24 protein-coding genes, 1 tRNA gene and 2 pseudogenes are annotated in these 23,190 nt (G+C 38.8%); 14 read left to right on the top strand and 13 right to left on the bottom strand.

The window, feature by feature from the left end; genetic code table 11:
- Positions 1–79: 79 nt before the first annotated feature.
- Entirely contained in the window at positions 80–385 is a 306-nt protein-coding gene (locus BTR_RS05250; RefSeq protein WP_012231625.1) for a hypothetical protein, read from the bottom strand.
- Positions 386–604: 219 nt separating this feature from the next.
- On the opposite strand from BTR_RS05250, the pseudogene BTR_RS13435 reads away from it, so the two are divergent.
- Positions 605–864: pseudogene (locus tag BTR_RS13435) on the top strand (recombinase family protein); the annotation flags it as partial.
- On the opposite strand, the gene BTR_RS12880 reads toward BTR_RS13435, so the two are convergent.
- The 3 genes from BTR_RS12880 to BTR_RS05260 all read right to left on the bottom strand — a co-directional run bounded on the left by BTR_RS12880 (position 848) and on the right by BTR_RS05260 (position 2,671).
- On the bottom strand, positions 848–997 hold the full coding sequence (locus BTR_RS12880) for a hypothetical protein (protein ID WP_158305290.1): 150 nt from the start codon (positions 995–997) through the stop codon (positions 848–850). The pseudogene BTR_RS13435 and the gene BTR_RS12880 overlap by 17 nt on opposite strands.
- Before the next feature lie 97 nt (positions 998–1,094).
- Positions 1,095–1,295: a helix-turn-helix transcriptional regulator gene (locus BTR_RS05255; RefSeq protein WP_007347430.1), complete on the bottom strand. Its 201-nt coding sequence runs from the start codon at positions 1,293–1,295 to the stop codon at positions 1,095–1,097.
- A gap of 209 nt (positions 1,296–1,504) precedes the next feature.
- Positions 1,505–2,671: a tyrosine-type recombinase/integrase gene (locus BTR_RS05260; protein WP_012231689.1), complete on the bottom strand. Its 1,167-nt coding sequence runs from the start codon at positions 2,669–2,671 to the stop codon at positions 1,505–1,507.
- 196 nt (positions 2,672–2,867) lie between these two features.
- Between BTR_RS05260 and BTR_RS05265 the strand changes: the two genes are divergently transcribed.
- The 10 genes and pseudogenes from BTR_RS05265 to BTR_RS05305 all read left to right on the top strand — a co-directional run bounded on the left by BTR_RS05265 (position 2,868) and on the right by BTR_RS05305 (position 11,299).
- On the top strand, positions 2,868–3,869 hold the full coding sequence (locus BTR_RS05265) for a phage tail protein (protein ID WP_012231690.1): 1,002 nt from the start codon (positions 2,868–2,870) through the stop codon (positions 3,867–3,869).
- Positions 3,870–3,877: 8 nt separating this feature from the next.
- A pseudogene (locus BTR_RS05270) lies at positions 3,878–4,890 on the top strand (tail fiber protein).
- 7 nt (positions 4,891–4,897) lie between these two features.
- Positions 4,898–6,028, top strand: a complete 1,131-nt coding sequence (locus tag BTR_RS05275) for a phage tail protein (RefSeq protein WP_012231693.1) — start codon at positions 4,898–4,900, stop codon at positions 6,026–6,028.
- A gap of 9 nt (positions 6,029–6,037) precedes the next feature.
- Complete coding sequence (locus tag BTR_RS05280) at positions 6,038–6,259, top strand: prefoldin domain-containing protein (protein WP_038473557.1); 222 nt, start codon at positions 6,038–6,040, stop codon at positions 6,257–6,259.
- A 21-nt stretch (positions 6,260–6,280) separates the two neighbouring features.
- Positions 6,281–9,514 carry a phage major tropism determinant gene (locus BTR_RS12050; RefSeq protein WP_012231694.1) on the top strand — a complete coding sequence of 1,078 codons (3,234 nt, stop codon included), beginning with the start codon at positions 6,281–6,283 and terminating at the stop codon, positions 9,512–9,514.
- Between the two features lie 62 nt (positions 9,515–9,576).
- On the top strand, positions 9,577–10,239 hold the full coding sequence (locus BTR_RS05290; RefSeq protein WP_012231695.1) for a lysozyme: 663 nt from the start codon (positions 9,577–9,579) through the stop codon (positions 10,237–10,239).
- A complete protein-coding gene (locus BTR_RS05295) occupies positions 10,236–10,463 on the top strand; it encodes a hypothetical protein (protein ID WP_012231696.1) in 228 nt (75 codons plus the stop codon). Before BTR_RS05290 ends, BTR_RS05295 begins: the two co-directional genes overlap by 4 nt.
- On the top strand, positions 10,396–10,599 hold the full coding sequence (locus BTR_RS13440) for a hypothetical protein (protein WP_081458162.1): 204 nt from the start codon (positions 10,396–10,398) through the stop codon (positions 10,597–10,599). The genes BTR_RS05295 and BTR_RS13440 overlap by 68 nt, the downstream gene beginning before the upstream one ends.
- The gene (locus BTR_RS05300; protein WP_012231697.1) at positions 10,580–10,807 is read left to right on the top strand and encodes a hypothetical protein; all 228 of its coding nucleotides are present in this window, start codon (positions 10,580–10,582) and stop codon (positions 10,805–10,807) included. Before BTR_RS13440 ends, BTR_RS05300 begins: the two co-directional genes overlap by 20 nt.
- 123 nt (positions 10,808–10,930) lie before the next feature.
- Positions 10,931–11,299 carry a helix-turn-helix domain-containing protein gene (locus tag BTR_RS05305; RefSeq protein ID WP_012231698.1) on the top strand — a complete coding sequence of 123 codons (369 nt, stop codon included), beginning with the start codon at positions 10,931–10,933 and terminating at the stop codon, positions 11,297–11,299.
- A 100-nt stretch (positions 11,300–11,399) separates the two neighbouring features.
- Here the strand turns inward: BTR_RS05305 and BTR_RS05310 are convergent.
- The 4 genes from BTR_RS05310 to BTR_RS05325 form a co-directional block, all read right to left on the bottom strand.
- Positions 11,400–11,475 (bottom strand) — tRNA-Thr (locus BTR_RS05310).
- A gap of 202 nt (positions 11,476–11,677) precedes the next feature.
- Positions 11,678–13,036 (bottom strand): acetyl-CoA carboxylase biotin carboxylase subunit, encoded by a 1,359-nt coding sequence (gene accC / locus BTR_RS05315; protein ID WP_012231699.1) that lies wholly within the window; start codon positions 13,034–13,036, stop codon positions 11,678–11,680.
- A 14-nt stretch (positions 13,037–13,050) separates the two neighbouring features.
- The gene (gene accB, locus BTR_RS05320) at positions 13,051–13,548 is read right to left on the bottom strand and encodes an acetyl-CoA carboxylase biotin carboxyl carrier protein (protein ID WP_012231700.1); all 498 of its coding nucleotides are present in this window, start codon (positions 13,546–13,548) and stop codon (positions 13,051–13,053) included.
- A 253-nt stretch (positions 13,549–13,801) separates the two neighbouring features.
- Positions 13,802–14,674, bottom strand: a complete 873-nt coding sequence (locus BTR_RS05325) for a DsbA family protein (RefSeq protein ID WP_012231701.1) — start codon at positions 14,672–14,674, stop codon at positions 13,802–13,804.
- Positions 14,675–15,007: 333 nt separating this feature from the next.
- On the opposite strand from BTR_RS05325, the gene glpD reads away from it, so the two are divergent.
- From glpD to cobT, 3 genes are all read left to right on the top strand, one after another.
- Positions 15,008–16,540 (top strand): glycerol-3-phosphate dehydrogenase, encoded by a 1,533-nt coding sequence (glpD, locus tag BTR_RS05330; protein ID WP_038473559.1) that lies wholly within the window; start codon positions 15,008–15,010, stop codon positions 16,538–16,540.
- 673 nt (positions 16,541–17,213) lie between these two features.
- Positions 17,214–18,197 (top strand): tRNA dihydrouridine(20/20a) synthase DusA, encoded by a 984-nt coding sequence (gene dusA / locus BTR_RS05335; protein ID WP_012231703.1) that lies wholly within the window; start codon positions 17,214–17,216, stop codon positions 18,195–18,197.
- A 389-nt stretch (positions 18,198–18,586) separates the two neighbouring features.
- Positions 18,587–19,594 (top strand): nicotinate-nucleotide--dimethylbenzimidazole phosphoribosyltransferase, encoded by a 1,008-nt coding sequence (gene cobT / locus BTR_RS05340; RefSeq protein WP_012231704.1) that lies wholly within the window; start codon positions 18,587–18,589, stop codon positions 19,592–19,594.
- Positions 19,595–19,622: 28 nt separating this feature from the next.
- Here cobT and BTR_RS05345 read toward each other — a convergent pair whose 3' ends face one another.
- The 5 genes from BTR_RS05345 to BTR_RS05365 form a co-directional block, all read right to left on the bottom strand.
- Positions 19,623–20,114, bottom strand: coding sequence for an Lrp/AsnC family transcriptional regulator (locus tag BTR_RS05345; protein ID WP_012231705.1), 492 nt, complete (start codon positions 20,112–20,114; stop codon positions 19,623–19,625).
- Positions 20,115–20,135: 21 nt separating this feature from the next.
- Positions 20,136–20,765: a uracil-DNA glycosylase family protein gene (locus tag BTR_RS05350; RefSeq protein ID WP_012231706.1), complete on the bottom strand. Its 630-nt coding sequence runs from the start codon at positions 20,763–20,765 to the stop codon at positions 20,136–20,138.
- Positions 20,766–20,793: 28 nt separating this feature from the next.
- Complete coding sequence (locus tag BTR_RS05355) at positions 20,794–21,354, bottom strand: thermonuclease family protein (protein ID WP_012231707.1); 561 nt, start codon at positions 21,352–21,354, stop codon at positions 20,794–20,796.
- Positions 21,355–21,697: 343 nt separating this feature from the next.
- Positions 21,698–21,865 carry a 50S ribosomal protein L33 gene (gene rpmG / locus BTR_RS05360; RefSeq protein WP_004864083.1) on the bottom strand — a complete coding sequence of 56 codons (168 nt, stop codon included), beginning with the start codon at positions 21,863–21,865 and terminating at the stop codon, positions 21,698–21,700.
- Positions 21,866–21,966: 101 nt separating this feature from the next.
- Positions 21,967–23,136 (bottom strand): MFS transporter, encoded by a 1,170-nt coding sequence (locus BTR_RS05365; RefSeq protein WP_012231708.1) that lies wholly within the window; start codon positions 23,134–23,136, stop codon positions 21,967–21,969.
- Between the last annotated feature and the right edge of the window lie 54 nt (positions 23,137–23,190).

Below are 23,190 nucleotides of genomic sequence, written 5' to 3' on the forward strand. Positions count from 1 at the left end.
GTGTAATTTTTGAGATACTAATGTCTTTTCAAGGTCTTGTACTAGTACACTTTGTTGTAAAAAAAGCTTTTCTAATTTATCAGAAATGATGACCTCCTATTACAACCCCTTTATCTAACCAGTCTGGACCATATTCCTCATCAGCATTCTTTGTAGAAAAGCCCATATCACGAATAAATTGTGCTCCACGTTGATGTCTAAGATGTAAAAGTGCATGTGCTGGATATTCAGCCATTGCTAACCACTCCCACGTTGTTTTGCTATCATTCGCCTTAGAAGCTGCTTCCGCCTCGACCATATAGATACTGTTTTGAGGGAGACCACCTGCTCGTAACTCCTCACGTTCAGCATCAGTCATATAACTTTTGGGTAATTTCTTTTGCATAGGAAATTCCTTTCTGTAATCTGTCTTAAAATACTAATCTAATGGTTAGATCTGATCAATCAAATTTCCTATGAATTTTTCAATTTGTTGTTGAAATTAAATAAAAATTAAATAAAATATCTGTTTTTGATCTTTGATCATTTTGATTGTTTGTATCAAAGAAAATTATCGTTTTTTCTGATACTAATGTATACACTTAATTGACGTTCTTTATTGCACGTGACACAATTTTATGCATACTTACGGATTTCTCCTGATGGACAAGATACAGAAAATCAAAAACTTGGATTGTTAGAATAAGCTAACAAAAATGGTTTTGCTTCACTCCATATTGAATAGAAACTGTAAATAGAAGGAAAGCTTAGTGCTTTAATCGAAAAAACAGAGCAGGGGATTGTTATTGACATTTGAGTTTTTTGTATAGCCGATTTTCTCTTAATGTTTTAGAACTTCTTAAAGATGTTAGTGAGCGTAATTTATAAGGTAAGCCAATTTATTAAGGGATAACAGCCTATCATCATGAGCAGGGCAATGAGCAAGTCCATAACGCCCATGCCAACCTCCACGCAAGGCATGTGTAATACCCCGCGCATTCTTAAAAGAACACATCATTTTAAATCCTATAACGTTGCGTCACAGGACGGATTGTGCTAGCTCTAAGGTGATGAGTTTGAGAAAGCCTTGTCCGTCCTTACGTGACAAGGTTTTTTTATGCCACGTCGTTATAACGTTGCTGTTTCGCTTGTTCGATTACATTCAAGAGATCCGATTGTAACCAACGGGATAAAAAACCAAATTTTAAAGGTTTTGGGAGAGAGCCATTGGTAACATGACGGCGAAAAGTTGAGACACTCATATGAAGCAATTTTGCACTTTCACGGTCTGTTAAAAGAATATCATTTTCTGTCATTCTAAAATCCTTTCATAATAAAAAAATGGTAACAAATCATAAGCATTTATTAACCATATTTTTGAATCATTGGAAAGGTATTTAGTCTATAGAAAACAATATTTTATCATACAATTTCTGATGTGATGATTTATGAGTCTTATTGAGAGAGAATGAGAGAAAAGAGAGCTAAAGTTATCCACAGATCATGGGGTTATGCACCCCATATCTTAAGATTGACCAGTGACATAAGCCGCCCATTTATCCATATAGACCCGACGCTGTTCTAAATAGTCAGTACGACGATAGGCACGCTCTACTTTACCGCCGACCGTATGACTTAAAATGGTTTCAGCGACCTCATAGGGGGCATCGGTTGTTTCAGCGAGCCAATCACGTAAACTAGAGCGAAAACCATGGGGGCAGGCTTTAAGACCAGTTTGCTGCATGTATTGAGCCATACAATTTACACCAAGGGGACCGCGACCTTTAGCAGAAAAAAAGAAATCATTGCGAGAGAGCAAACGCGCTTGTTTTAAAATATCTAATGCCTCTGTTGATAAGGGCACGCGAAATTCTTTTGTTGTATCACGCTTTCCTTTCATATTTTCAGCAGGGATAGTCCATATATCCCCATCAATCTGATTTTCACGAATATGACGTAAGGGATTAGTACGAACTCCTGTCAGAATAAGCAACCGCAAAGCCAAATGTGTCATAGTTATTTTTTGGCAAAGCGTTTGATAAAAAGCCGGCACATCTCTCCAATCCATGGCTGGTCTATTAATAACATTATGACGTTGTTTGCCTAAGAGCGCGCGTGCTTTTTCTACAGCTTGTAAATCAACATCCAATCCTAAGGCAGCCGCATGTTTGAGACAAAGATTAAGACGATTCAGTGCTTTACGCGCGGTATCAGCTTTTGTATGCCAGATAGGAGCAAGGGTATTGCGTATTTCTGTTTGCGTAATCTCAGAAACGGGCAGACAGCCTAATTTAGGGAGAATATGAAGGCGTAATGGTAAAAACCAATGTCCATCTTTACCGTCACCTTTTAATTCAGCTTTCCGACTTTCAAAAGTATCCAAGGCAATATCTTTTAAATAATGGAGATTACGCATTGCTTCACGCTTTTGTTTCTCACGTTCTTTAATGGGGTCACGACCCTCATGCAAAACAGAACGCCATTGGTTTGCCAATTCACGGGCTTTTTTTAAAGAAACATGTCTTAAGGCACCCAAGCCCATTTCACGGCGGCGCCCGTGAATGGTATAACGATAAAGCCATTGAGCACCCCCATCTTTACGCTTATGAAGTAACAAGCCGGCACCATCATTATATTTGCCAGCCCCCAATGTTGCGACAGACCTTGCATTAAGACGGTTCATAAGAGCCATTTTTAGTCCTTTCTTCTATAGTTTTTACCCATACGCCAACCCCGCTTGTGACGTGCAAGCAAGTGATATGAATTGATTCAATCTGAGAGGGTTTAGAATAAGAAAATCTTACTATATTCAGTCCTCTCATTCAATATGCAAAACAGTAAATTATCATTATAAATCAATGTGTTGCCGAAATTAGGATTCATGAGAGATGTCAACGATTTATGATTGGTCGCTTAGAGCGGCGGATAATACGCGTTGTGATGCTTTAATTGACTGGTCAGAGGGACAGCATCCTAGCAGTGTAAACAAGAGCGCCCGTGTGATGATGCAGCGCGTGCGAGAATATTTATCCGATACGGGTGGAGCGCTTGAAGGCATTGTTAGCAATGATCATGTTCAACAAACGAGCACGATACGTCTTCAAAGCCAATCGCAATTTTTAGAGTATAAGAATGGGATTGTTTTGCGCTTTATGGCAACAGGCAGGAATGTTGGGGCAAGCACGATGCTCCTTAATGCTTTAGATGGCAAGCCGGTTTATAAAGCAACAGAATTAGGGGTTGGTCCTTTATTGGGAGGAGAAATCCAAGAAGGGTGTATTTATACATTGGTGTCTCGTGGAGATAGTTGGTATCTTGTTAATCCTACCCCTATGCCAAGAGAAGAAGAAAGCAGTCTTTATCCTACTGGATTTATAGGCACGTTTGGTATGCGTGATGTTCCAAAAGATTGGTTAATTTGCGATGGGAAGGCTTATTTGCGTCGTGACTATCGCGATTTATTTGAGACGATAGGAACGGTTTGGGGAGAAGGAGATAGTGTAACGACATTTAATGTTCCGGATTTTCGAGGAATGTTTTTACGGGGAGTTGATGGTGGAAGTAATTTAGACCCCAATCGTCGGTTTGCAAGTGTTCAGACAGATTTAATCCAGTCTCACCAACATGAAGGTCAAACTCTTTCGATGCCTCATTTTACCAGCAACGAAAACTTTTGGGATGGGAATACGACGGAGGTATTAGGTTATCGTCTAGGCTTGTTTGGAGGGGGAGCTCTAGCGAATTTTATGGGTATAGAGAGTGAGAATTTAAAGAGTCACGTTGCAACTCCCTATTCCTTTGATGAGAATCAAGAAGTTATTTTGGAAAGCACTGGAGAAGGTGAAACGCGTCCAGTCAATGTTTCTGTCTTGTTTGCGATTAAGACATGAGGTTTAAGATGTCAACGATTTATGATTGGTCTTTGAGAGCCTCTGAGAATGCGTATTGTGATGGGTTGATTAATTGGTCAGATGGACAGCGCCCTAGTAGCGGAATAATAGTGCGCGTGGGATGATGCAGCGTGTGCGTGAGTATTTATCGGATACGAGTGGTGTGATTGAAAGCACGTTTACGGTTGATGTTGGACAGCAGACAACGTTGATAAGACTTCAAAGCCAATCGCGTTTTTTGAAATATAAGAATGGGATATCGCTTTGTTTTAAAGCGAAGAGCAAGAATGTAGGGGCGACCACGATTGCTTTGAATGATTTATCCGCCAAGCCCGTTTACAAGGCGACGGAATTAGGCATCAGTCCTTTATCGGGAGGGGAATTTCAAAAGGGGTGCATTTATAGCTTGGTCTATAGAGCAGATGCTTGGCATGTCTTAAATCCTACGCCGGTTTCTTTACCATCAGAGCCGATTCTCCCCGTTTATCCTGCAGGGACGATAGGGATTTTTGGGATGCAAGTTTTGCCGGAGGGCTGGTTGTTGTGTGATGGTAAGGCTTATTTGCGCAGTGAGTATAGTGCTCTTTACAAAGCGATATGGATCAGGTGGGGGGGCAGTGATAGTGTTACCCATTTTAACGTTCCGGATTTGCGTGGTGTTTTTTTGCGTGGCGTTGATGATGACCGCGATATAGACCGTTTTCGTTATTTGGGGACTTTACAGAATGACGCGATAAGAAAGCATGATCATGGAGGTCAATCCTTTACGATTTTGAATGCTGAAAATCAGGAGGAGAGTTGGCATGGCGATATGACGATTATCTGGGGTTACGTGCTTAATGACCAGCAAAGGTTAAAGTTAGCCGAACGTTTGGGTGTGAGAGCAGAGGATATACGGGTTCATCATAAGCTCGCCTTTCCGCATACCCACCTTCATATGCGTGATGTTGCGTTGACCAGTTCTGGTGTCAGTGAGACACGTCCGATTAATATGAGTGTTGTGTTTGCGATCAAGACGTGAGGTCAAGATGTCGACGATTTATGATTGGTCTTTAAGCGCCTCCGAGAATGGTGGTGCGGATAATCTGATTAATTGGTCAGAAGGACAACATCCAAATACGGTTAATAACAGCGCCCGTGTGATGATGCAAAGGATGCGTGAATATTTATCCGATATAGGGGGTGTCATTGAAGGGATTGTTACTGTTGATGATAAACAAAAGACGAGTGCGATACGTCTTCAAAGTCCCTCTCAATTTTTAGCGTATAAGAATGGGATATCGCTTTGTTTTAAAGCAAAGGGTAAGAATGTAGGGGCAACCACGATTGCTTTGAATAATTTAACCGGCAAGCCCGTTTATAAGGCAACAGACACTGGTTTATTAGCTTTAACGGGAGGAGAAATCCAAGATGGCTGTCTTTATACCGTTATTTACGATGAAGATATAACCGGTTGGCAAATACTCAATCCCACAAGGGGAAAAGTTTCTTTCTTAAAACGTTTACCGTCTGGTTTAATCGGTCCTTTTGCCATGGAACGCTTGCCGGATGGTTGGTTGTTGTGTGATGGGCGTGCTTATTCGCGAAGAACGTATAGAGCTTTGTTTGATGGGATAGGAACGACGTGGGGTGAAGGGGATGGTTCTACGACGTTTAATGTTCCCGATTTTCGTGGAATGTTTCTACGAGGTATGGACTATGAACGCAATTTAGACCCTTGGCGTTCTTTTGCGAGTCAACAGGGCTGCTCTTTGAAAGCACATGAACATTTTATCGGTCCAGCATTTCCAAATGATCATTCTTCTCGAAAAAGACGGGATGTTTCTTCTTCTCAAGCGCCTGTGACAAGGCGCAAGAGAGCTATAGACGAAGAGTGTTTAGGCTTAGACGGTGATGCTTTAGACAAGTGTAATCAAGAATTTGACCAAATAGCAGGAAGTCCACAGGTAGAGGTTCCCTTTTGGTTCACAGAAAAAGATAAGCCAGCTCGTTTGCCTTGGTTTATCCGGAGTCCCTTTGCAAACTTTTTATATTATTCGACGCCGATCAAAGAGGGCGTCATGACAGCGCATCATGAACATCACCTTATGGCAGAGAGTGTTGGTGGTGTTGAGACGCGCCCGGTTAATGTAAGTATCGTTTATGGGATCAAGACATGAGGAGTTGAAATGACCTTAAAACCGTTTGCCATATCAGAGCTTAGCGACCCGTCTCAAGTACGGGTCGTTTTGTATTCGGGGGATCATTTTGTTCACGCGCCGCTTCATGGTGTTTTTGATTTACTGAAAACAGCTTTGAAAAGCGAGGTTGATGGTTCGCTGAAAGATTTAGAGAAGCGCTTAGAAGCCTTAAGGGAAGAGTTTGAAGATTTAAAAGAGTGTTCATTTTAAGTTAATGGAGGAAGAAAGCAGATGAAGATACCTGATCATAGTCATGAATATTTGATACCGATAGCGACGAAAGATGAAATTAGAGAAGGCACTTCGCAAAGTAGTGTTGTTGTTCCAAAGGTTTTAGGAACGGCATCTTTGTATTCGTATGAAACTTTTGCGCCGTTAGAACAGGTTGTTAATGCACGTCAGGAGTCTGAAAAGGCGATGGCACGTGCGAATGGAGCACAACAGGTTGCCGAAGAAGCGAAGAGGGTGTCGGAACAAGCGCTTAGCGAAGCTACAAAAACGGGTGAAGCGGTTACAGCAGCAACGACAACGGCTAGTCTTGCGAAAGATACAGCGGATACAGCCAAGGGCTTAGCAGAAGAAGCCAAGAATGCTTCTGATGCTGCGAAGCACATGGCAGAAGAGACAAAAGCAGCAGTCGATAGAGCCTCAGGGGAAATCAATGGTACGAAAGGTTCATTGGCTACGGCATTACAACGTTTTGAAGAGGTTAAGCAGGTAAGTGAGAATGCCGTTAATATCTCGACCGAAGCCAAGAGGTTAGCTGATGAATCGAAGACCATTGCAACCCGTGCAGAACAAACAGCAAGAGAAGCTTCACAAACAGCAACAGAGACGACGCAAGTAGCAGCAAAAGCGGTAGCGACGTGTCATGAAGTTAAGACAGTAGCGACACAAGCAAGTCTAAAGGCGGATGGCGCCAAACAGACAGCCGATGATGCCAAGGATATTGCAGAAAAAGCAAAAGAGTTATCGGAAGGGACAACATCTTCTATTACAGAACTTACAAAAACAACGTCACAAGTACAAACGGCAGTAGAGAAAGCATTAACGGACTTAAGGGACGCCAAGCAGATAGCAGAGGCATCTAAGACTCTCTCAGAAGAAGCTAAACAGACAGCTGCTGATGCATTGACAGCGTCGAAAGATGCCAAATCACAATCCGAGACAGCGGTAAGCAGGTCAGAAGAGGCAAAGGCTCTTTCAGAACAGTCAAAGGGTGCTTGTGATGAATTTAAAGCCTCCGTTGCGTCAGTTGAGAAAGTTGCAGAAGCGGCGAAAACAGGCGTGGAACAAGCTTCGCAAACGGCATCAGAAGCGAAGGGAATAGCGGAAACCGCGAAAAGTACAGCCGATAGTGCAACGGCAAAAGCAGAGCAAGCCCAACAAGAAGCGTCAGAAGCCTCTCGATTAGCTTCTGAAGCGAAGGTAGTGGCAGAGCAAGCATTGCAAGCAGATAGACAAGCGGTCCGTGAAGGAAGTGAAAGCACCAAGAGTTTGGTAGAAGCTGTTCAGAAGAAAACAGAGGAAGCTGAGAGAGTTGCGCAAGACAGTAAGAGAGTTTGTGAAGAAACCAAGCAATTAGCAACAGAAGCGAAAAACGCCTCCACTAATGCGCTTACAGAAGCGACTGCTGCGAAGGAGAAAGCATCTAGGGCGCTTACCACAGTCAATGATGTAAAGAATATTTCTGAAGAAGTTAAAGGGTTAGCAGAAAAAGCGAGTAGGGCATCTACAGAGGCGCAAAAGACATCAGACCAAGCTTTAAGAGAAGCGACTTCTGCGAAAACAACGGCGGATATGGCGTCCAGCACAGCCACTGATGCAAAGGGAAGCGCGGAGCAAGCCCAAACAGTATCAGAAGAGGCAAAGACGTTAGCACAGACAAGCAAGAATGCTTGTGATGAAATCAAGCAAACGATAGGTGATGTTAAAAGCGTTGCAGAGAATGCCTTATCGACAGCCACTACAGCGAAGCAGAAAGGAGATGAGATAAGCCAACAAATCTCAGAATCGTTCACGAAATCTGGTGAAGCAAAGACGTTAGCAGAAGAAGCAAAACGGTTGGCATCAACCTCACAAGAGACAGCAGAAGAAGCAAAGGTTAAAGCAGCAAGCGTAGAGAGAATTGCGACTGAAGCAAACCAAACAGCTAGCTCTTCGAAGAGCGTATCGGAAGAAGCGAAAGAAGAGGCAAGTAAAGCCAAATCGATAGCTTTAGAAGCCAAAAATACAGCCGATAGTGCAACGGCAAAAGCAGAGCAAGCAAAAGAAGAAACTGAGACGGCGAAGCAAGGTCTTGGAGAGGTTAAGAGTTCTTTAGACGCGGTGACAGCAACGACAAACTCTGCGAGTACAGCGGCCTCTGAAGCAAAAGTGTTGGCGGAAGAAGCGAAGAGTGCATTAACAGAAGTGCAAGAGAAGTCCCAGAGTCACAGTGACAGTCTTTCTAAACTTCAAGGTGATGTAGGTGTCCTTTCCGCTTATATTTTTGAGGATGCGTATTTTGTTCAACCTCAAAAAATTTTGGAAGCAGATTTGCAAAAAAGAAGAGGTATTATGATCAAAGGCGGCGTAATTTTTCGCTTTTATCATGGTGGAGAGCATGGGGGTAAGTACACCTTGCACCGTCTTGCAAAGGGTACGAATATACTTATTACAATGCCTCTTGAAGCAGGAAAAGATTATTATATCTATTTTATACCAAACCTCCTTGATCATAATGAGATCAAATTGGATATTTCAGAAAATCCGACGGCTCCTGATGGCTATACAGAGCATAATTCTCTCAAGATAGGTGGATTTCATACGCTTTGTGCAGATGTTGGTGAGATTGAAGATCATCCCTTATCGGGTTATCAAGCAGGGGATATCCTCCCTGATTCTGTTTGGTGTTTAAATCACCGTCCCAGAAGTGATCCAGAGGGAATGGTTTACGATTCGTGGAAGAATATTTGGGTTGATATTTATCTTCAATCAGGGATAGATGAAAATACGAAGTCTGCTTATGGTGCTCCGATTACAACCAATCGTAGCTATTCTGATCATCTCGCGGATTTTGCGTATGTTAATAAGAGATTTTTGACGAGTGATGAGTTTTCGTCTTGCATGTTAGGAAGCAATGCGGGAAGCAGTATTATAGGCAATCAAGCGCCTTCTCCTAAAACGTCTGGGGGACACGTTGATACAGCCAATCGTCGTATGATTTCGGCTATCGGTTGTGAGGATGGTTGCGGTTATGTTTGGCAATTTTTGTCTGGTTGTTATCCAGTGACTAAATGGCATACAGGGGAACAAGGAAGCAGTTTACATGTAGACGTAAGTGTTATGTTGGGAGGAGGGGATTGGTCTGGTGATTCTAGTAATGATGCGCTTGCGCGGAATTTTGCGTATTCTCGTTATGACGAAGATGAAAAAATAGGCGCCCGTGGATGTAGTGATCCATTTTATTCTAATTATAACTAGATTGATTAGAGCATCATTTTATGCAGCCCCACTGATGTGGGGCTTTTTTTATGGAGGATGGGATGAGAAAGATATCCAAAGAAGGTTTGGAGCTTATCAAACAATGGGAAGGATTACGTTTAGAAGCGTATAGAGATACGGCATGTATCTGGACGATAGGTTATGGTCACACCAGCAATGCTGGTAACCCGCTTGTCAAAAAAGGTATGCGTATTACGAAAGAGCGAGCAGAAGAAATCCTTTGTGAAGACTTAAAGCAATTTGAGAAGACGGTAGAGGAATCGGTCACGGTTTCATTAACAGATTGCCAGTTCGCGGCATTGGTGTCGTTTTGTTATAATGTAGGAACAACAGCTTTTTGCAAGTCGAGTCTTTTGAAAAAACTTAATCAAGGGGATTATGAATCCGTTCCAGCAGAATTACAGAAATGGAATAAGGTCGGTGGAAAGCTTCTTGCGGGATTAGCCAACCGTCGAGCAGCCGAAGCAGGTTTGTGGGCGAAAGGGTCTTATGTTTCTTCAAACTATCAAAGAGTGGAAACGAAAGAGGCGAGAGGTCTTTTCAAGGTAGAAGCACTCGCGCCGATTATAGGGTCTTGTTCTGGTTTTGGGGGATTTTTGGTAGGCAATGGACCAATTCAGTGGGCTTTAGCAGGGATTATGGTTTTAGCCGCTTGTACAGGTCTTGTGATTGTTGCCAAGCGTTTTCGGGAGCAGCGCTTGTGATTTTTTGGTTCAAAAGAAATCTGTCTCTTCTGTTAGCGGCTTTAGCCGTTTTTTTAATGGCATTCGCCAAAGCCTTTCACCTTGGCAAGAAAAGCGAGCGGCAAAAGCAAACAGAGAAAGCTTTAAAGACAGCAATCACCCGTTTTGAGGTTGAAAATGAAGTTAATCAAAAAAGTGATACTGGTGTGCGTTCTGCTTTGTCTCGTTGGGTGCGGGGCAAATAAGTCTGTTTCTTGTGTTGGTTGGTTACCCATTTATTTAGATAAGCAAGATATCAACGTCATCAGTTCCAACCTAGCAAGAGATATCTTGAAACATAATCAACAGGGAGCACGCTTATGTGGTTGGCAAAATGAGTAAAAAACGTCATGAGGAACAAGATCTCTCACAAACAGAACGACAGTTGCTTCATGAGATGATAGAGACCTACCAAGGCTTAAAGATGATGTCACGCATCATGAAGTGGATAGCCTTTATTGTCTTTATGTTTGTTATCGATTTTGCCCGCTTTATGGACGCGCTAGACAATATCTTATCATATTTCAAAAAGTGGATAGCCAAGAGTTAGAACTCACAAAATCTTCTTAAAAAAATACCTCAAAAAGAGCTCTTGATTTGAAATAATTGAAGAACTTTTCAAGAAGACTTGTTAGAATCAGAAGAAATATTTCTTCTCTAACAGGCTTTTTATATGGTTACATCTTTTGGTAAAATTTTACGTAAACTTCGCATTGATCACTCAGAACGCCTCTTAGATATGGCTAAGACATTAGGTATATCTGTAGCGTTTTTATCTTCTGTAGAAATTGGCAAGAAATCAGTACCGGTAGGCATGGAAGACAAGATCATAGAGCTGTACGCTTTAGATCAAGAGAAGGCTTCTCTATTAAGAAAAGAAGCGGATATCTGTCGCAAGAGCTTCACGATCAAAGCTTCAGATCCATTTTGCCGTGAAATTATTGGTATGCTTGTTAGAAATTTAGAGAATTTTTCACAACATGACTTAGTAAAATTAAAAATATTATTGGAAAAATTAGGTAAAAAAACAGGCGTCCTATAGAGGCAAGTTGCAAAATCCTATTCCCTTACTTTTATCCACGCACCCCGTACCTTAAAAAAGATCTATAAAATCAATAAGTTATTATTGATATAAAACTGTATGGTGCCCCCAGAGAGACTCGAACTCCCGACCCCCTGATTACAAATCAGGTGCTCTACCAACTGAGCTATAAGGGCGTAACTACGTAGGAGTTAGCACAAACTCACAAAAAGGAAAACAGAAAATTATCAATTTTTGTACATATTAAAAGAAAATTATATAACAAATAAAAAATAATCAGCTTATTTCTTTTTTGACAATGTTTACAGCAACGTTGAAATTATCCTTGTGTTGATATCTTATAGAATCTAATGATAGTCTAGTACTTTTGTTTTTGAATTAAGAATCTGAAGAAGTTGGTTTTTGAGAAAGATACTTCTCTAGCCAATGAATATTATAGTTACCGTTTGCAACATCTTGATTATTAATGAGATTACGAAAGAGAGGCAATGTGGTTTTGATCCCATCAACGACAAATTCATCTAAAGCACGCCGTAAACGCATCATGCATTCCAAACGGGTACGCCCATGAACAATCAGCTTTCCAATCATGCTATCATAATAAGGAGGAATTCGATAACCTGAATAAGCACCTGAATCAACACGAATTCCTAAACCTCCAGGTGTATGGAAATGTGTAATGGTTCCCGGTGATGGTGTAAAGGTAAGAGGATCTTCTGCATTAATACGGCATTCAATGGCGTGACCGGAAAAACAAACATCATCTTGTGTCACTGAAAGCTTGCAGCCTGAAGCAATATGAATTTGTTCATGGACTAAATCTATACCTGTAATTTCTTCAGTTACAGGATGTTCGACTTGTAAACGCGTATTCATTTCAATGAAATAAAATTCACCATTTTCATAAAGAAATTCAACAGTACCAGCTCCACGGTATCCAAGTTCAGCACAGGCATTTGCAACAATACTGCCAATTTTTTTCCGTTCAGTTTCATTAAGTGCAGGTGACGTAGCTTCTTCCCATACTTTTTGATGCCGTCGTTGAATTGAACAATCGCGCTCTCCTAAATGAATAGCATTTCCTGCACCATCACCTATGACTTGAATTTCAATATGACGGGGTTTTTCTAAATATTTCTCTATATAAACAGCATCATCACCAAAAGCTGCTTTCGCTTCTGAACGTGTTGTTTTAAGAGCTATAGAAAATTCTTGTTCAGAATGAACGACTTTCATACCACGCCCACCACCACCGGCAGAAGCTTTGATAATAACGGGATAACCAATTTCACGAGCGGTGCGTAAAGCATCTGATTCTTCACTAACTGCTCCATCTGAACCAGGGACGACAGGAATACCAAGTTTTTGGGCAGTTTTTTTTGCCTCAATTTTATCGCCCATGATTCGAATATGAGCAGCTGTTGGACCGATGAATGTAATATCATGGGCTTCTAGAACATCTGCAAACTTTGCATTTTCAGAAAGAAAGCCATAACCTGGATGAACCGCATCAGCTCCTGTGATTTCACAAGCAGCAATAATTTGCTGAATACTCAAATAAGAATCGCGAGCAGGAGGAGGGCCAATACAGACACTTTCGTCAGCAAGACGAACATGCATTGCGTCTGCATCAGCAGTCGAATGAACAGCTACGGTTTTTATGCCAAGTTCTTTACATGCGCGTAAAACACGAAGAGCAATTTCTCCTCGATTAGCAATGAGGATTTTTCGAATCATGGTTGCCCCTCGCTTTATTCAACAATAATAAGTGGTTCACCAAACTCAACAGGTTGACCATCTTTGACGAGAACAGTCGTTACTTTGCCTGAGCGTGGTGATGAAATTTGATTCATCGTTTTCATGGCTTCAATGATCAGTAATGTCTCTCCTTCAGAAACATTTTGCCCTACTTCTACAAATGGTTGCGCACCTGGTGAAGGAGCAAGATAAGCTGTTCCAACCATTGGAGAGGTTATTGTATTTTTTGATTTATCTTCTTGGAGAGGTTGTATGGGAGATTCGATTGTTGGAACTGAAGGTGTTACAGAAAAGCTAGGAGTAGAAACAGGTGAATAAATTGTTTGTTCGGAAGAAGTTGAGGTATTTTGGCGTGAAACACAAATACGAAGCTTCCCTTGTTCAACTTCAATATTCGTTAAATTTGTATCATTCAAAATTTCAGCAAGATCACGAATGATTTTCGTATCAATTGCGGGATATTCTACCGAATCTATTTTTTTTGTTGCCATTTTATTTCTAACTCCTTGATCAATGAAGATCGTCATTATCTCATTTTATGACTGAATATCTCTAGAGTAGGGATGATATCTTTTAAGGCTTTAAAGATATTTATTTCCTTTAAGTCATTACGCTTTGCAATTCTAAACTCGTATCTGCTTTACGCAAAATTGCATTTATAAGCCTGTTGTCAAAAAAGAGAAAGCATAAAATCACTTCGTTTACAGTATTCTTCCTAAAATGGACCAGATATAGAATAGCTATTCACTGTGTATTGTCTATCGCTTGTTTTAGAATATCTTGTCCGGCTGCACCGATGAATACTTTATTACCAATGATGTAAGAAGGGGTTCCCGTAATATGAAGTCTAGAGGCAATTTGAATATTTTCTTTAAAGGTGTTTTGCAGATTAGGATCTTTTATTGCCTTACGGAGTTTTTTTTCATCTGCTCCTAATGAAACAGCTATTTTTATAGCTTTAGCTTCATTCACGCGCCCCTGATGCATTAAAAGCGTTTTGTGAAACTGAGGATACTTTTCTGGAAATTGTTTTCGAAATGCGTATGCAACAGTATGAACTGCCATAGAATCAGGTCCTAGAATTGGCAAATCTTTGATAATAACCTGTAAATCTGGGTATTCTCTTATCAGGTCTTCTATATCTGAATAGGAACTTTTACAATGTTGACAATTGTAATCAAAAAAATCAACAAGTACTTTTTTACCATTGGGATTGCCTAAAACAGCGTCATGAGGAGAGTGAAAAATTTCCTTTTCTAATGAATGGATAACAGAGGTTTGTCTTTGGCTTTCGTATTCATTCTGTTTTTCCAGCTTATCTTGAAGAATAAGCTGCATTTCAATCATAATTTCTGGATGAGTAAGAAGATACTCTCTTACAATTTGTTGAATATGATGAGAATCAGGATGGGGTGTCATTTTTTCTTTAAGCTTAGATAAAAAATTCGAATCTTCCAAAAGTTGTGTCTTAAATTTTTCTAAGTTTAAATGATTTGCTGTTTTTGGGTTTGATGTTGCGTTTGATAAAGAAGGGGATAAAATTAAAATACTCAACATAACAGGGGCTAAAATTTTTGAAACAAGCGTTATTTTTGAGTTTTGAGGTTGATGAATCATCTGTATCCCTTCGTATTTTCTATTGTGTCATTGAGTAAACTATATGAAAAGCGTTATCTATGTGCAATAAAGGATTTGCTATAGTGCGTATCCATAACAGAGAAAAAACATCAATTTCCTCTAAAAAAATTTTATACGATGCACATTTGCAAAGATTATGTTCTCTGAAGGATAAAAAAAAGTCTCTTTAATTTGTCAAATGTTATTTTGATAAAAGGGTATAAAAAAGATTTTTATGCCTATTGATTGTGAAAAAAAGCAGGTTGATAATACGAAGCATACTTGTATTGATTTTTTACTGTTACTTTATTGAATCCTGTAAAATAAAATTAAATAATGAAAAGTAAAATTATGAAAACCACAACACATTATGAGCTGTTTATCATTGGGGGCGGGATAAACGGATGTGGATTGGCAAGAGATGCAGCTGGACGCGGTTTTAAAGTAGGATTAGCTGAAATGAATGATCTTGCATCGGGAACATCAAGTGCATCAACAAAGCTTATTCATGGTGGTCTTCGTTATCTTGAACACTATGAGTTCAAACTTGTTCGTGAAGCACTGAAAGAACGTGAGATCATTTTACGTATGGCTCCACATATTGTGCGTCCTTTGCGTTTTCTTCTTCCTTATCATAAAGAATTGCGCCCTGCTTGGATGTTGCGTTTTGGACTTTTTATTTATGACTATTTAGGAAAATGGAATCAGAAATTATGGCGCAGTAAAACGATTAATTTTTCAAACGAGTTTTGCTCTACACTGAAGAAAGAATATCAAAGAGGTTTTGAATATTCTGATGCAAGAGTAGATGATGCCCGTTTAGTCATTGCCAATGCGCGTGATGCAGAAAAGTGGGGAGCTGATATAAAAGTACGGACAGAAGTTCTCTCTTTAAAAAAAGAAGACGAAAAATGGCGTATTGTTTTACAAGAGAAATTAACTGGTAAAGAATACAGTGTCACAGCCTCTTATGTCGCGAATATGACAGGCCCGTGGATTGATCATGTTTTGACAAGCGTATTAGATTGTAAAGAACATCCACCTGTGCGGCTTATTAGGGGTTCTCACATTTTGGTTCCCAAGCTTTATACCCATGATCGTGCTTATATTTTTCAAAATGGTGATGGGCGTATTATATTTGCTATTCCGTATCAAGAAGATTTTACCTTGCTTGGAACAACAGATTGTAATTATCAGGATGATCCGGCCGACGTTCATATTACTGATACAGAGATTAATTATATTTGCGCAGCTGTCAGTGAATATTTCATACAACCGGTGTTGCCTGAAACGATTGTGTGGTCTTACTCTGGAGTTCGTCCACTCTATGATAATGGATCTTCAAAAGCACAAGAAATTACGCGCGATTACGTTTTAAAAGAAATGGGAACAGGAAAAACACCAAAGATTCTTAATCTTTATGGTGGAAAGATTACAACTTATCGTAAATTGGCTGAAGATGCGATGAAATTCGTTGAAAAAGCACTTGGTAAAAAGGGAGCATCATGGACGGCTAATGCAGTACTTCCAGGAGGTGATTTTCCTTATAACCAATTAGATACAATCGAAAATAGGATTGCTCTTTTGACGCCAGATTTAGATGCTTTTACACATCGCAGACTTGCACGTTCCTATGGTACGGAAGCACTGATGATATTTGCAGATGGTAAGGCCCATAGAGGAAAAAAATTTGGACATGGGCTTTATGAAGTAGAAGTAAAATGGTTGATGGAAAAGGAATGGGCTAAAACATGTGAAGATGTGTTATGGCGTCGTTCAAAACTTGGCCTTTTCTTTAATGAGCAAGAGGTTGATACTCTTTCTTCCTATATGCAAAGCCAAAAAGAGATTGAACAACGTTTATAGTCGTTTAGCCTTACAGATTCTATCTGCAATGTTGTAAAATATTTTTCTTCAGGAGATATCGATACAAGGCATACAGGTTGAAAAAACAATGATTGTCTATATTCTCAATTTAGTTTTTTGTAACAACCATAAAATGGCAGAATTGGGTGGAGTATTTAGAATGGAATTTGTCTATCCTATGCAGAAAAATCCAATAGATATCACCAAGGAAAACTCATTGAGAAAAAATAATTTATAATCGGATTCGTATGGAATAAGAAATCTTTGTTTTTTATTGGAAAAGAAATAAAAGCACTTTTGTTTCACAATAAAGTGAAAAGGCTAAAGAAAATTAAGTCTACCACGAAAGGCTGTTAATGTTTTAGTTTATTATTTTAGACTCTGTGCTAAAACATGTAACGATAGAAGGTTAATGGGCTGTAATAAGAGCTTGTAAATGGTTTTTTTATATTACAAATGATGATCTTCTTTTTTCATGTTTATATATCTGAGCATAATTCTATGAAAAGTGTGGTTTAGTGTGATTGATTATTATACCCCTTTATATCAATTGAATAAAGGAGCTGTTGTTATGCTCATAATGGTCTTAGAGAATAAAACTTTCTGTAAACTAAAGTTAAGTATTTTTCTCTGTATAAAGAGAAAGCTATAGGGATATAAAAACAGTGCCCTTATGATATTTTACAATCTTCCATCGCCTGTAAAATTTGCAGTAGCTCCAATGTTGGACTGGACAGATCGACATTGCAGGTTTTTTTATCGTCTTTTAACAAAAAAAGCACTCCTTTATACGGAAATGATGGTAGCAGATGCTATCATTCATGGTGTTCGTGAACAATTGTTGGCTTTTAGCCATAAAGAATGTCCAGTTGCATTACAATTAGGCGGAGCAGATCCGAAAAAGTTGGCAGAGGCTGCACGGATTGCTGAAGATTTTGGTTATAACGAGATAAATCTTAATGTCGGTTGTCCATCAAATCGTGTTCAAGCAGGCGTATTTGGAGCTTGTTTGATGTTACATCCTGATATTGTGGCAAATGCTGTGGAATCCATGAAAAAAGCAGTTACTATACCTGTAACGGTCAAATGTCGGATTGGAGTAGATGAACAAGATGAAGAATTAGCGTTAGATCTTTTAGCGGATAAAGTTTGGGATGCAGGGTGTGATGCCCTTTGGATCCATGCACGTAAAGCATGGCTAAAAGGATTGAGCCCAAAAGAAAATCGCAATATTCCGCCCCTTAATTATGAAAGAGTTTATAAATTAAAACGTAAATATCCTCATAAATTCATTGGGATAAATGGTGGAATTAAATCAATTGATGAGATCAAAGAGCACTTGGTTTTCTGTGATGCTACCATGGTTGGTCGCCAAGTTTATCATGATCCCACTTTGTTAAAACATATTGATTTTGAATTCTATGGGGAGTCTCAGAATAATTTGAGTGAGAGTGATCTTATTGAAACCATGTGTGATTATGCGGCTCGACATATTGCCTCGGGAGGGCGGCTTTCTCATGTAACGCGTCACATGATTGGTTTATTTCATGGGCGGAGTGGGGCACGTCGATGGCGGCAAATACTTTCAAATGATGCGACAAAATCAAACGCAGATATATATATTTTGAGAGAAGCTTTTTCCGCTCTCATTGGATAAGAGCTAGACAATTAATATATGTTAAAGTTGGTGTCCTTTGTGCTTTGATTTCTTTGCAATGATTTTCAGCACTTTCATTTGATAATCTTAAAAAGTTTATAACTTTTATTATGAATGAGAATGTTAGAATTTATATATTAAACGGCATGCTTATTACACCTATTAGATAGAAAGTAGGTTAAGGGTATCATGTAAAGGCAATCACAAGATATTGATGATATTTTGAATCTTGTATGTTTGTTATTGGGGTAGAAAATAGAATATAAAAATCATCACTTTTATAATATTTAATATTTTTAAAACACTGTTTAAAAAAGCAATAAATTATTCATACCCTATATATATGACGTGATTTTCATTAAACATTGCAGATTTTAAAAGGTATCCTCATGACCGCTCGTCCATTTGATGATTTTCGTGCTTTGCTTACAAATTTACCTGTTGCTGATGAGTTTTCTATGATTTTGGCTAAAAAACGGCAAGAAAACTTAACAAAAGCGCGAGGAGCATTAGGGAAACTGGGAGATATTGCTGTTTGGTATGCAGGGTGGAGAGGTAGAGAAAAACCTATTGTAACGCGACCTTTGGTCGCTATTTTTTCTGGAAATCATGGTATCGTAGAAGAGAATGTCACACCATTTCCACAATCTATGACACAAAAGATGGTAGAAAATTTTGCATCTGGTGGTGCTGCTATCAACCAAATTTGTATAGCTTATGATCTTGGACTAAAAATATTTGATTTAGCATTGGAATATCCAACAATGAATATTACAAAGGATGCCGCAATGGAAGAGCGAAGTGCTGCTGCGACAATGGCATTTGGAATGGAATCCATTGCTGGTGGGACAGACCTTTTATGTATTGGTGAAATGGGGATTGGGAACACAACAATAGCTTCAGCTTTATGTATAGCATTATTTGGTGGAGAAGTTGAAGAGTGGACAGGAAATGGTATGGGATCGGAAGGTGATTTTTATCAACGTAAAATAGCAGCTATTAAGAAAGCCGTCGCTTTGCATAAGGAGCATTTTAATGATCCTTTTGAGATAATGCGTCGCTTAGGAGGACGTGAAATTGCTGCTATGGTTGGGGCTATTTTAGCAGCAAGAATGGAAAAAATACCCGTTATTTTAGATGGTTTTGTGGCAACAGCAGCAGCTGCTATCCTTTATAAAATGCATCCAAGAGCTCTTGAACATACCCTTGTTGGACATGCTTCTTCTGAGAAAGCTCATCGTAAACTTTTAAAAAAAATTGGCAAAGAACCACTTCTGGATTTGGGAATGCGTGTTGGTGAAGGGACAGGAGCCGCTATGGCTGCTGGTATTGTAAAAGCTGCTGTTTTAACACATGCACAAATGGCGGTTTTGGAACAAGAGAGTTTGAACGCATAAAAGATAATGAGAAGGATATAAAAATCTCTTAAGAATTTTGCTCATTTACCTTTTCGTGTAATTTAATATAATTAAGTGGAAGTTCTGTTGTATATTTAATCTGTTCCATTGCGAAAGAAGATGAAACATCACGGATGTCAATTTTAGAAATTAATTTTTTATAAAAAAGATCATAAGCTTCAATATCAGGAACAACAACACGCAATAAATAGTCAATATCTCCACTCATTCGATAAAATTCAATGACTTCACGAAATTCTTGCACAATTTTTGAAAAACGCTTAAACCATTCATGACTATGGGTATTTGTACGAATAGAAACAAAAACAGTAACGTGCGCATTCACTTTTTCTGGAGAAAGAACGGCAACGCGTCGCTGAATAACACCATCTTCTTCAAGTTTTTGAATTCTACGCCAGCAAGGGGTGGTCGAAAGTCCTACTTTTTTAGCAATATCAGCGACAGAAAGTGTCGCATTTTCTTGCAGAAGATGTAAAATTTTTCGGTCAAGACGATCCATATTTTTTCTCAATATTTTAATTTATAAAAATTCACGCACTAAACGACGCAGATATACAATAAGCTCATCGTTAAACCATGGATTTTTCTGTAACCAAGAAGTATTTCGCCATGATGGATGAGGCAAAGGCATAACATTATAGCCTCGAGGTTGAGAGATAGAAAGGATATTTCTCCAATCACGAACGGTTGCTGAAACGGTTTTATGTTTTAATTCTGTAATATGCCACTTTTGTGCATAACTGCCAATAGCAAGAACAAGCTTTATTTGAGGCATCGCTTGAAATATCTTTTCATGCCATATTTCTCTACATTCACGTCTTGGTGGCAAATCAGCTTTATTTTTGTCATAACCTGGAAAACAAAATCCCATAGGAACAAGTGCAAAAAGAGATTTATTATAAAATTCTTCTTTTCTGACATTAAGCCAATCACGTAATCTTTCGCCAGAGCGATCATTAAAAGGGACAGATGTTTCATGAACACGCAATCCTGGTGCTTGTCCTGCAATTGCAATTGAAGCCGTATCAGATAAATAAACGACAGGATTGGGCTCATGAGGAAGAGGAGGAAAATAATGTGGTTGTTGGATACAAACCCGACAGGAATAGATTTTTTTTTCAAGTTTAATAATCTGACTACATTGTTTCATTGGTCAATAAAATTTAAAAATATTTTTCTTATTCTGTGCGAGGATTTGCTTTGCGCCATTCTCTCGGTCGTTGAAAACTTGATGCCCATATCCCCCTTTTTTTTCTTCTGGCTTCTTGTTCTTCTTTGGGATATTCATAATAGCTTACAGCCCAACCATTCTGTACAAGTGTTGCGTTGATATTGCTGACTTGTTTCGTTTGACATGTTGCAAGGATACGGCGGTATTTATCTGTTTTACGCCAGTGACATGTGACCGTTTGATTTTCGAGTAGTTGTTCTAAATATTTTTTTGCCTCAAGCCCACAAGGGTATCGTGCATCTTTTTTTCCACAAAATTGGTGGAGTTCAGGAGCATCAATTCCGACCAGTCGAATCTTAATGGAAGAAATCGTGATGGAATCGCCATCAATGATTAATGCCTTTCCTTCAACAGAATTTTGAGAAGAAAATTTTTCTTTTTGAGGCAGCGGTTGAGTCTGCTTAAAATAAGTTGCCATAATGATAAGCATGCTAGCAGCGGCAAAAATACTAAAACCGATATTTTTTTTAAAGCTTCTTAGATTAAAATGAGAAAAAAATTTTTTCATGAAATAAAGAAACTGCTACTATCATTATAACGCATTTTATTGAATATTGCTTATAATTCTTTCAAAAAACTTTTATTCACATGACGAAACAACATCTCATTTTAATGACAAAATTTTCGTTAGATATCACAACAATAAAATACTCATGCACTATGCATATGTAAGCAACTAAAAAAATAAATCAACTCAGCGAAATTTGTACAGAACTTCCAAATTTAAAGTTATACAGATTTTAAAGTAAATTTTTTAAGATACAAAAAAAACTCCCCAGAAAATAACTTTGAAGAGCAATAACCCCACATTTCTTTTGGAACATAAAACCTATCAATAATGATTGGTTTATTTATTTAATTTTTGTTTCTTTAAATTCAACGTGCTTTTTTACGACTGGATCATATTTACGTTTGCTCATTTTATCTGTCATTGTACGGCTGTTTTTCTTTGTTACATAGAAAAAACCGGTATCTGCAGTTGATAAAAGCTTGATCTTAATGGTTGCTGCTTTAGCCATAATGTAAAAACCCTATTTATACTGAAAAAAATATTATCGCTGCCAAAACTTATCCGACATCATCAGATTTTCCAGCAACAGTACGGATGTTCTCAAAAAAGTCAAGAGCTGATTAATTTTCTCATAAGTTGGACCAACACCAACATGACATATAAACCAAAAAAAACAGCCATGGCTATTGAAAAACCAAAGGGATTAAAGATATCCATGGATTTTCCAATAAAGGTTGGTCCGATGAGCATACCGATTCCATAGCAAAAAATAAAAGCAGAATTAGCAGCAGCAAGTTCTTGCCCCTTGAGACGTGCTCCTAAATGTGCAAGACCAATTGTATAAAGGCTCGCTGATACACCACCCAGAAGAAACAGATCAAGCATCAGAATCCATGGATATTGGATAATCCATGGAACTGTAAAGGTTCCCACAAAACCTAAGATAGCGCAACCTATCAGCGGATAGCGTCGATCTTTAGCATAGTCACTTATTATGCTAATAGGAATTAAGAGGAAAACATTCCCGAGCGCAAGGGTTGCCATAAAGTGTGCTGCTTCATTCTCATTATAACCAATGGATAAACTAAAGGGTGTTATAAGAGTTAATGCGCCCATTTGAATAGCACCGTAAACAAGGACCGCCATCATCGCACTTGGAACGTGAAGGAGATAACGAAAAAATGGCGTATATTGGCTTTTTTGAAATTCTGGGCTTAATTTCCAAGCAAAAAGAATTGGGATAGTAGCCAATATAATAAGGCTATAGCCAACGCCAAAAGGAATAAATCCTTGTATTCCCACTTTTGTCAGCAGCGTTGGACCTAACGCAAACCCTAATCCTAAAACAATAGCGTAAATAGAAAGAACCAAACCACGCTTTTTTGGGGGAGCATAACTGTTGATCCAAAATTCTGACAGGATAAACATAACTGTCATGGTAAAATGTAATATAAATCTTAAAATAAACCAAACCCATATGGATTCAAAAAAATAAAATCCTAAAAAACTTAAAGACCCTATAGCCATCATAAGCAATATTGTTTGAGTAATCCCTAAGCATAAGGCAATTTGAGACGTAAAAATAGCTGCAATAATTGTGGCAATTCCACCAACTGTTCCACTATAGCCGATCGTACTGTTGGAAAGTCCTTTCTCTGCCATAAGAAGAGAAACAAGTTGTGTTCCCATTGCCAATGCTGTTCCAACGATGCCAATGGTTGCAATAGCGGCAATAATTGCACGCAAAGAATTATTTTGAGAGTCAAAAATTTTTTTCATGAGAATGGCTTAAAGTACTTTTGTTTATTCAAACAACGAAAAGGTGAGCTGAAG

The sequence above is a fragment of the Bartonella tribocorum CIP 105476 genome, assembly GCF_000196435.1.
Lineage (GTDB): Bacteria > Pseudomonadota > Alphaproteobacteria > Rhizobiales > Rhizobiaceae > Bartonella > Bartonella tribocorum.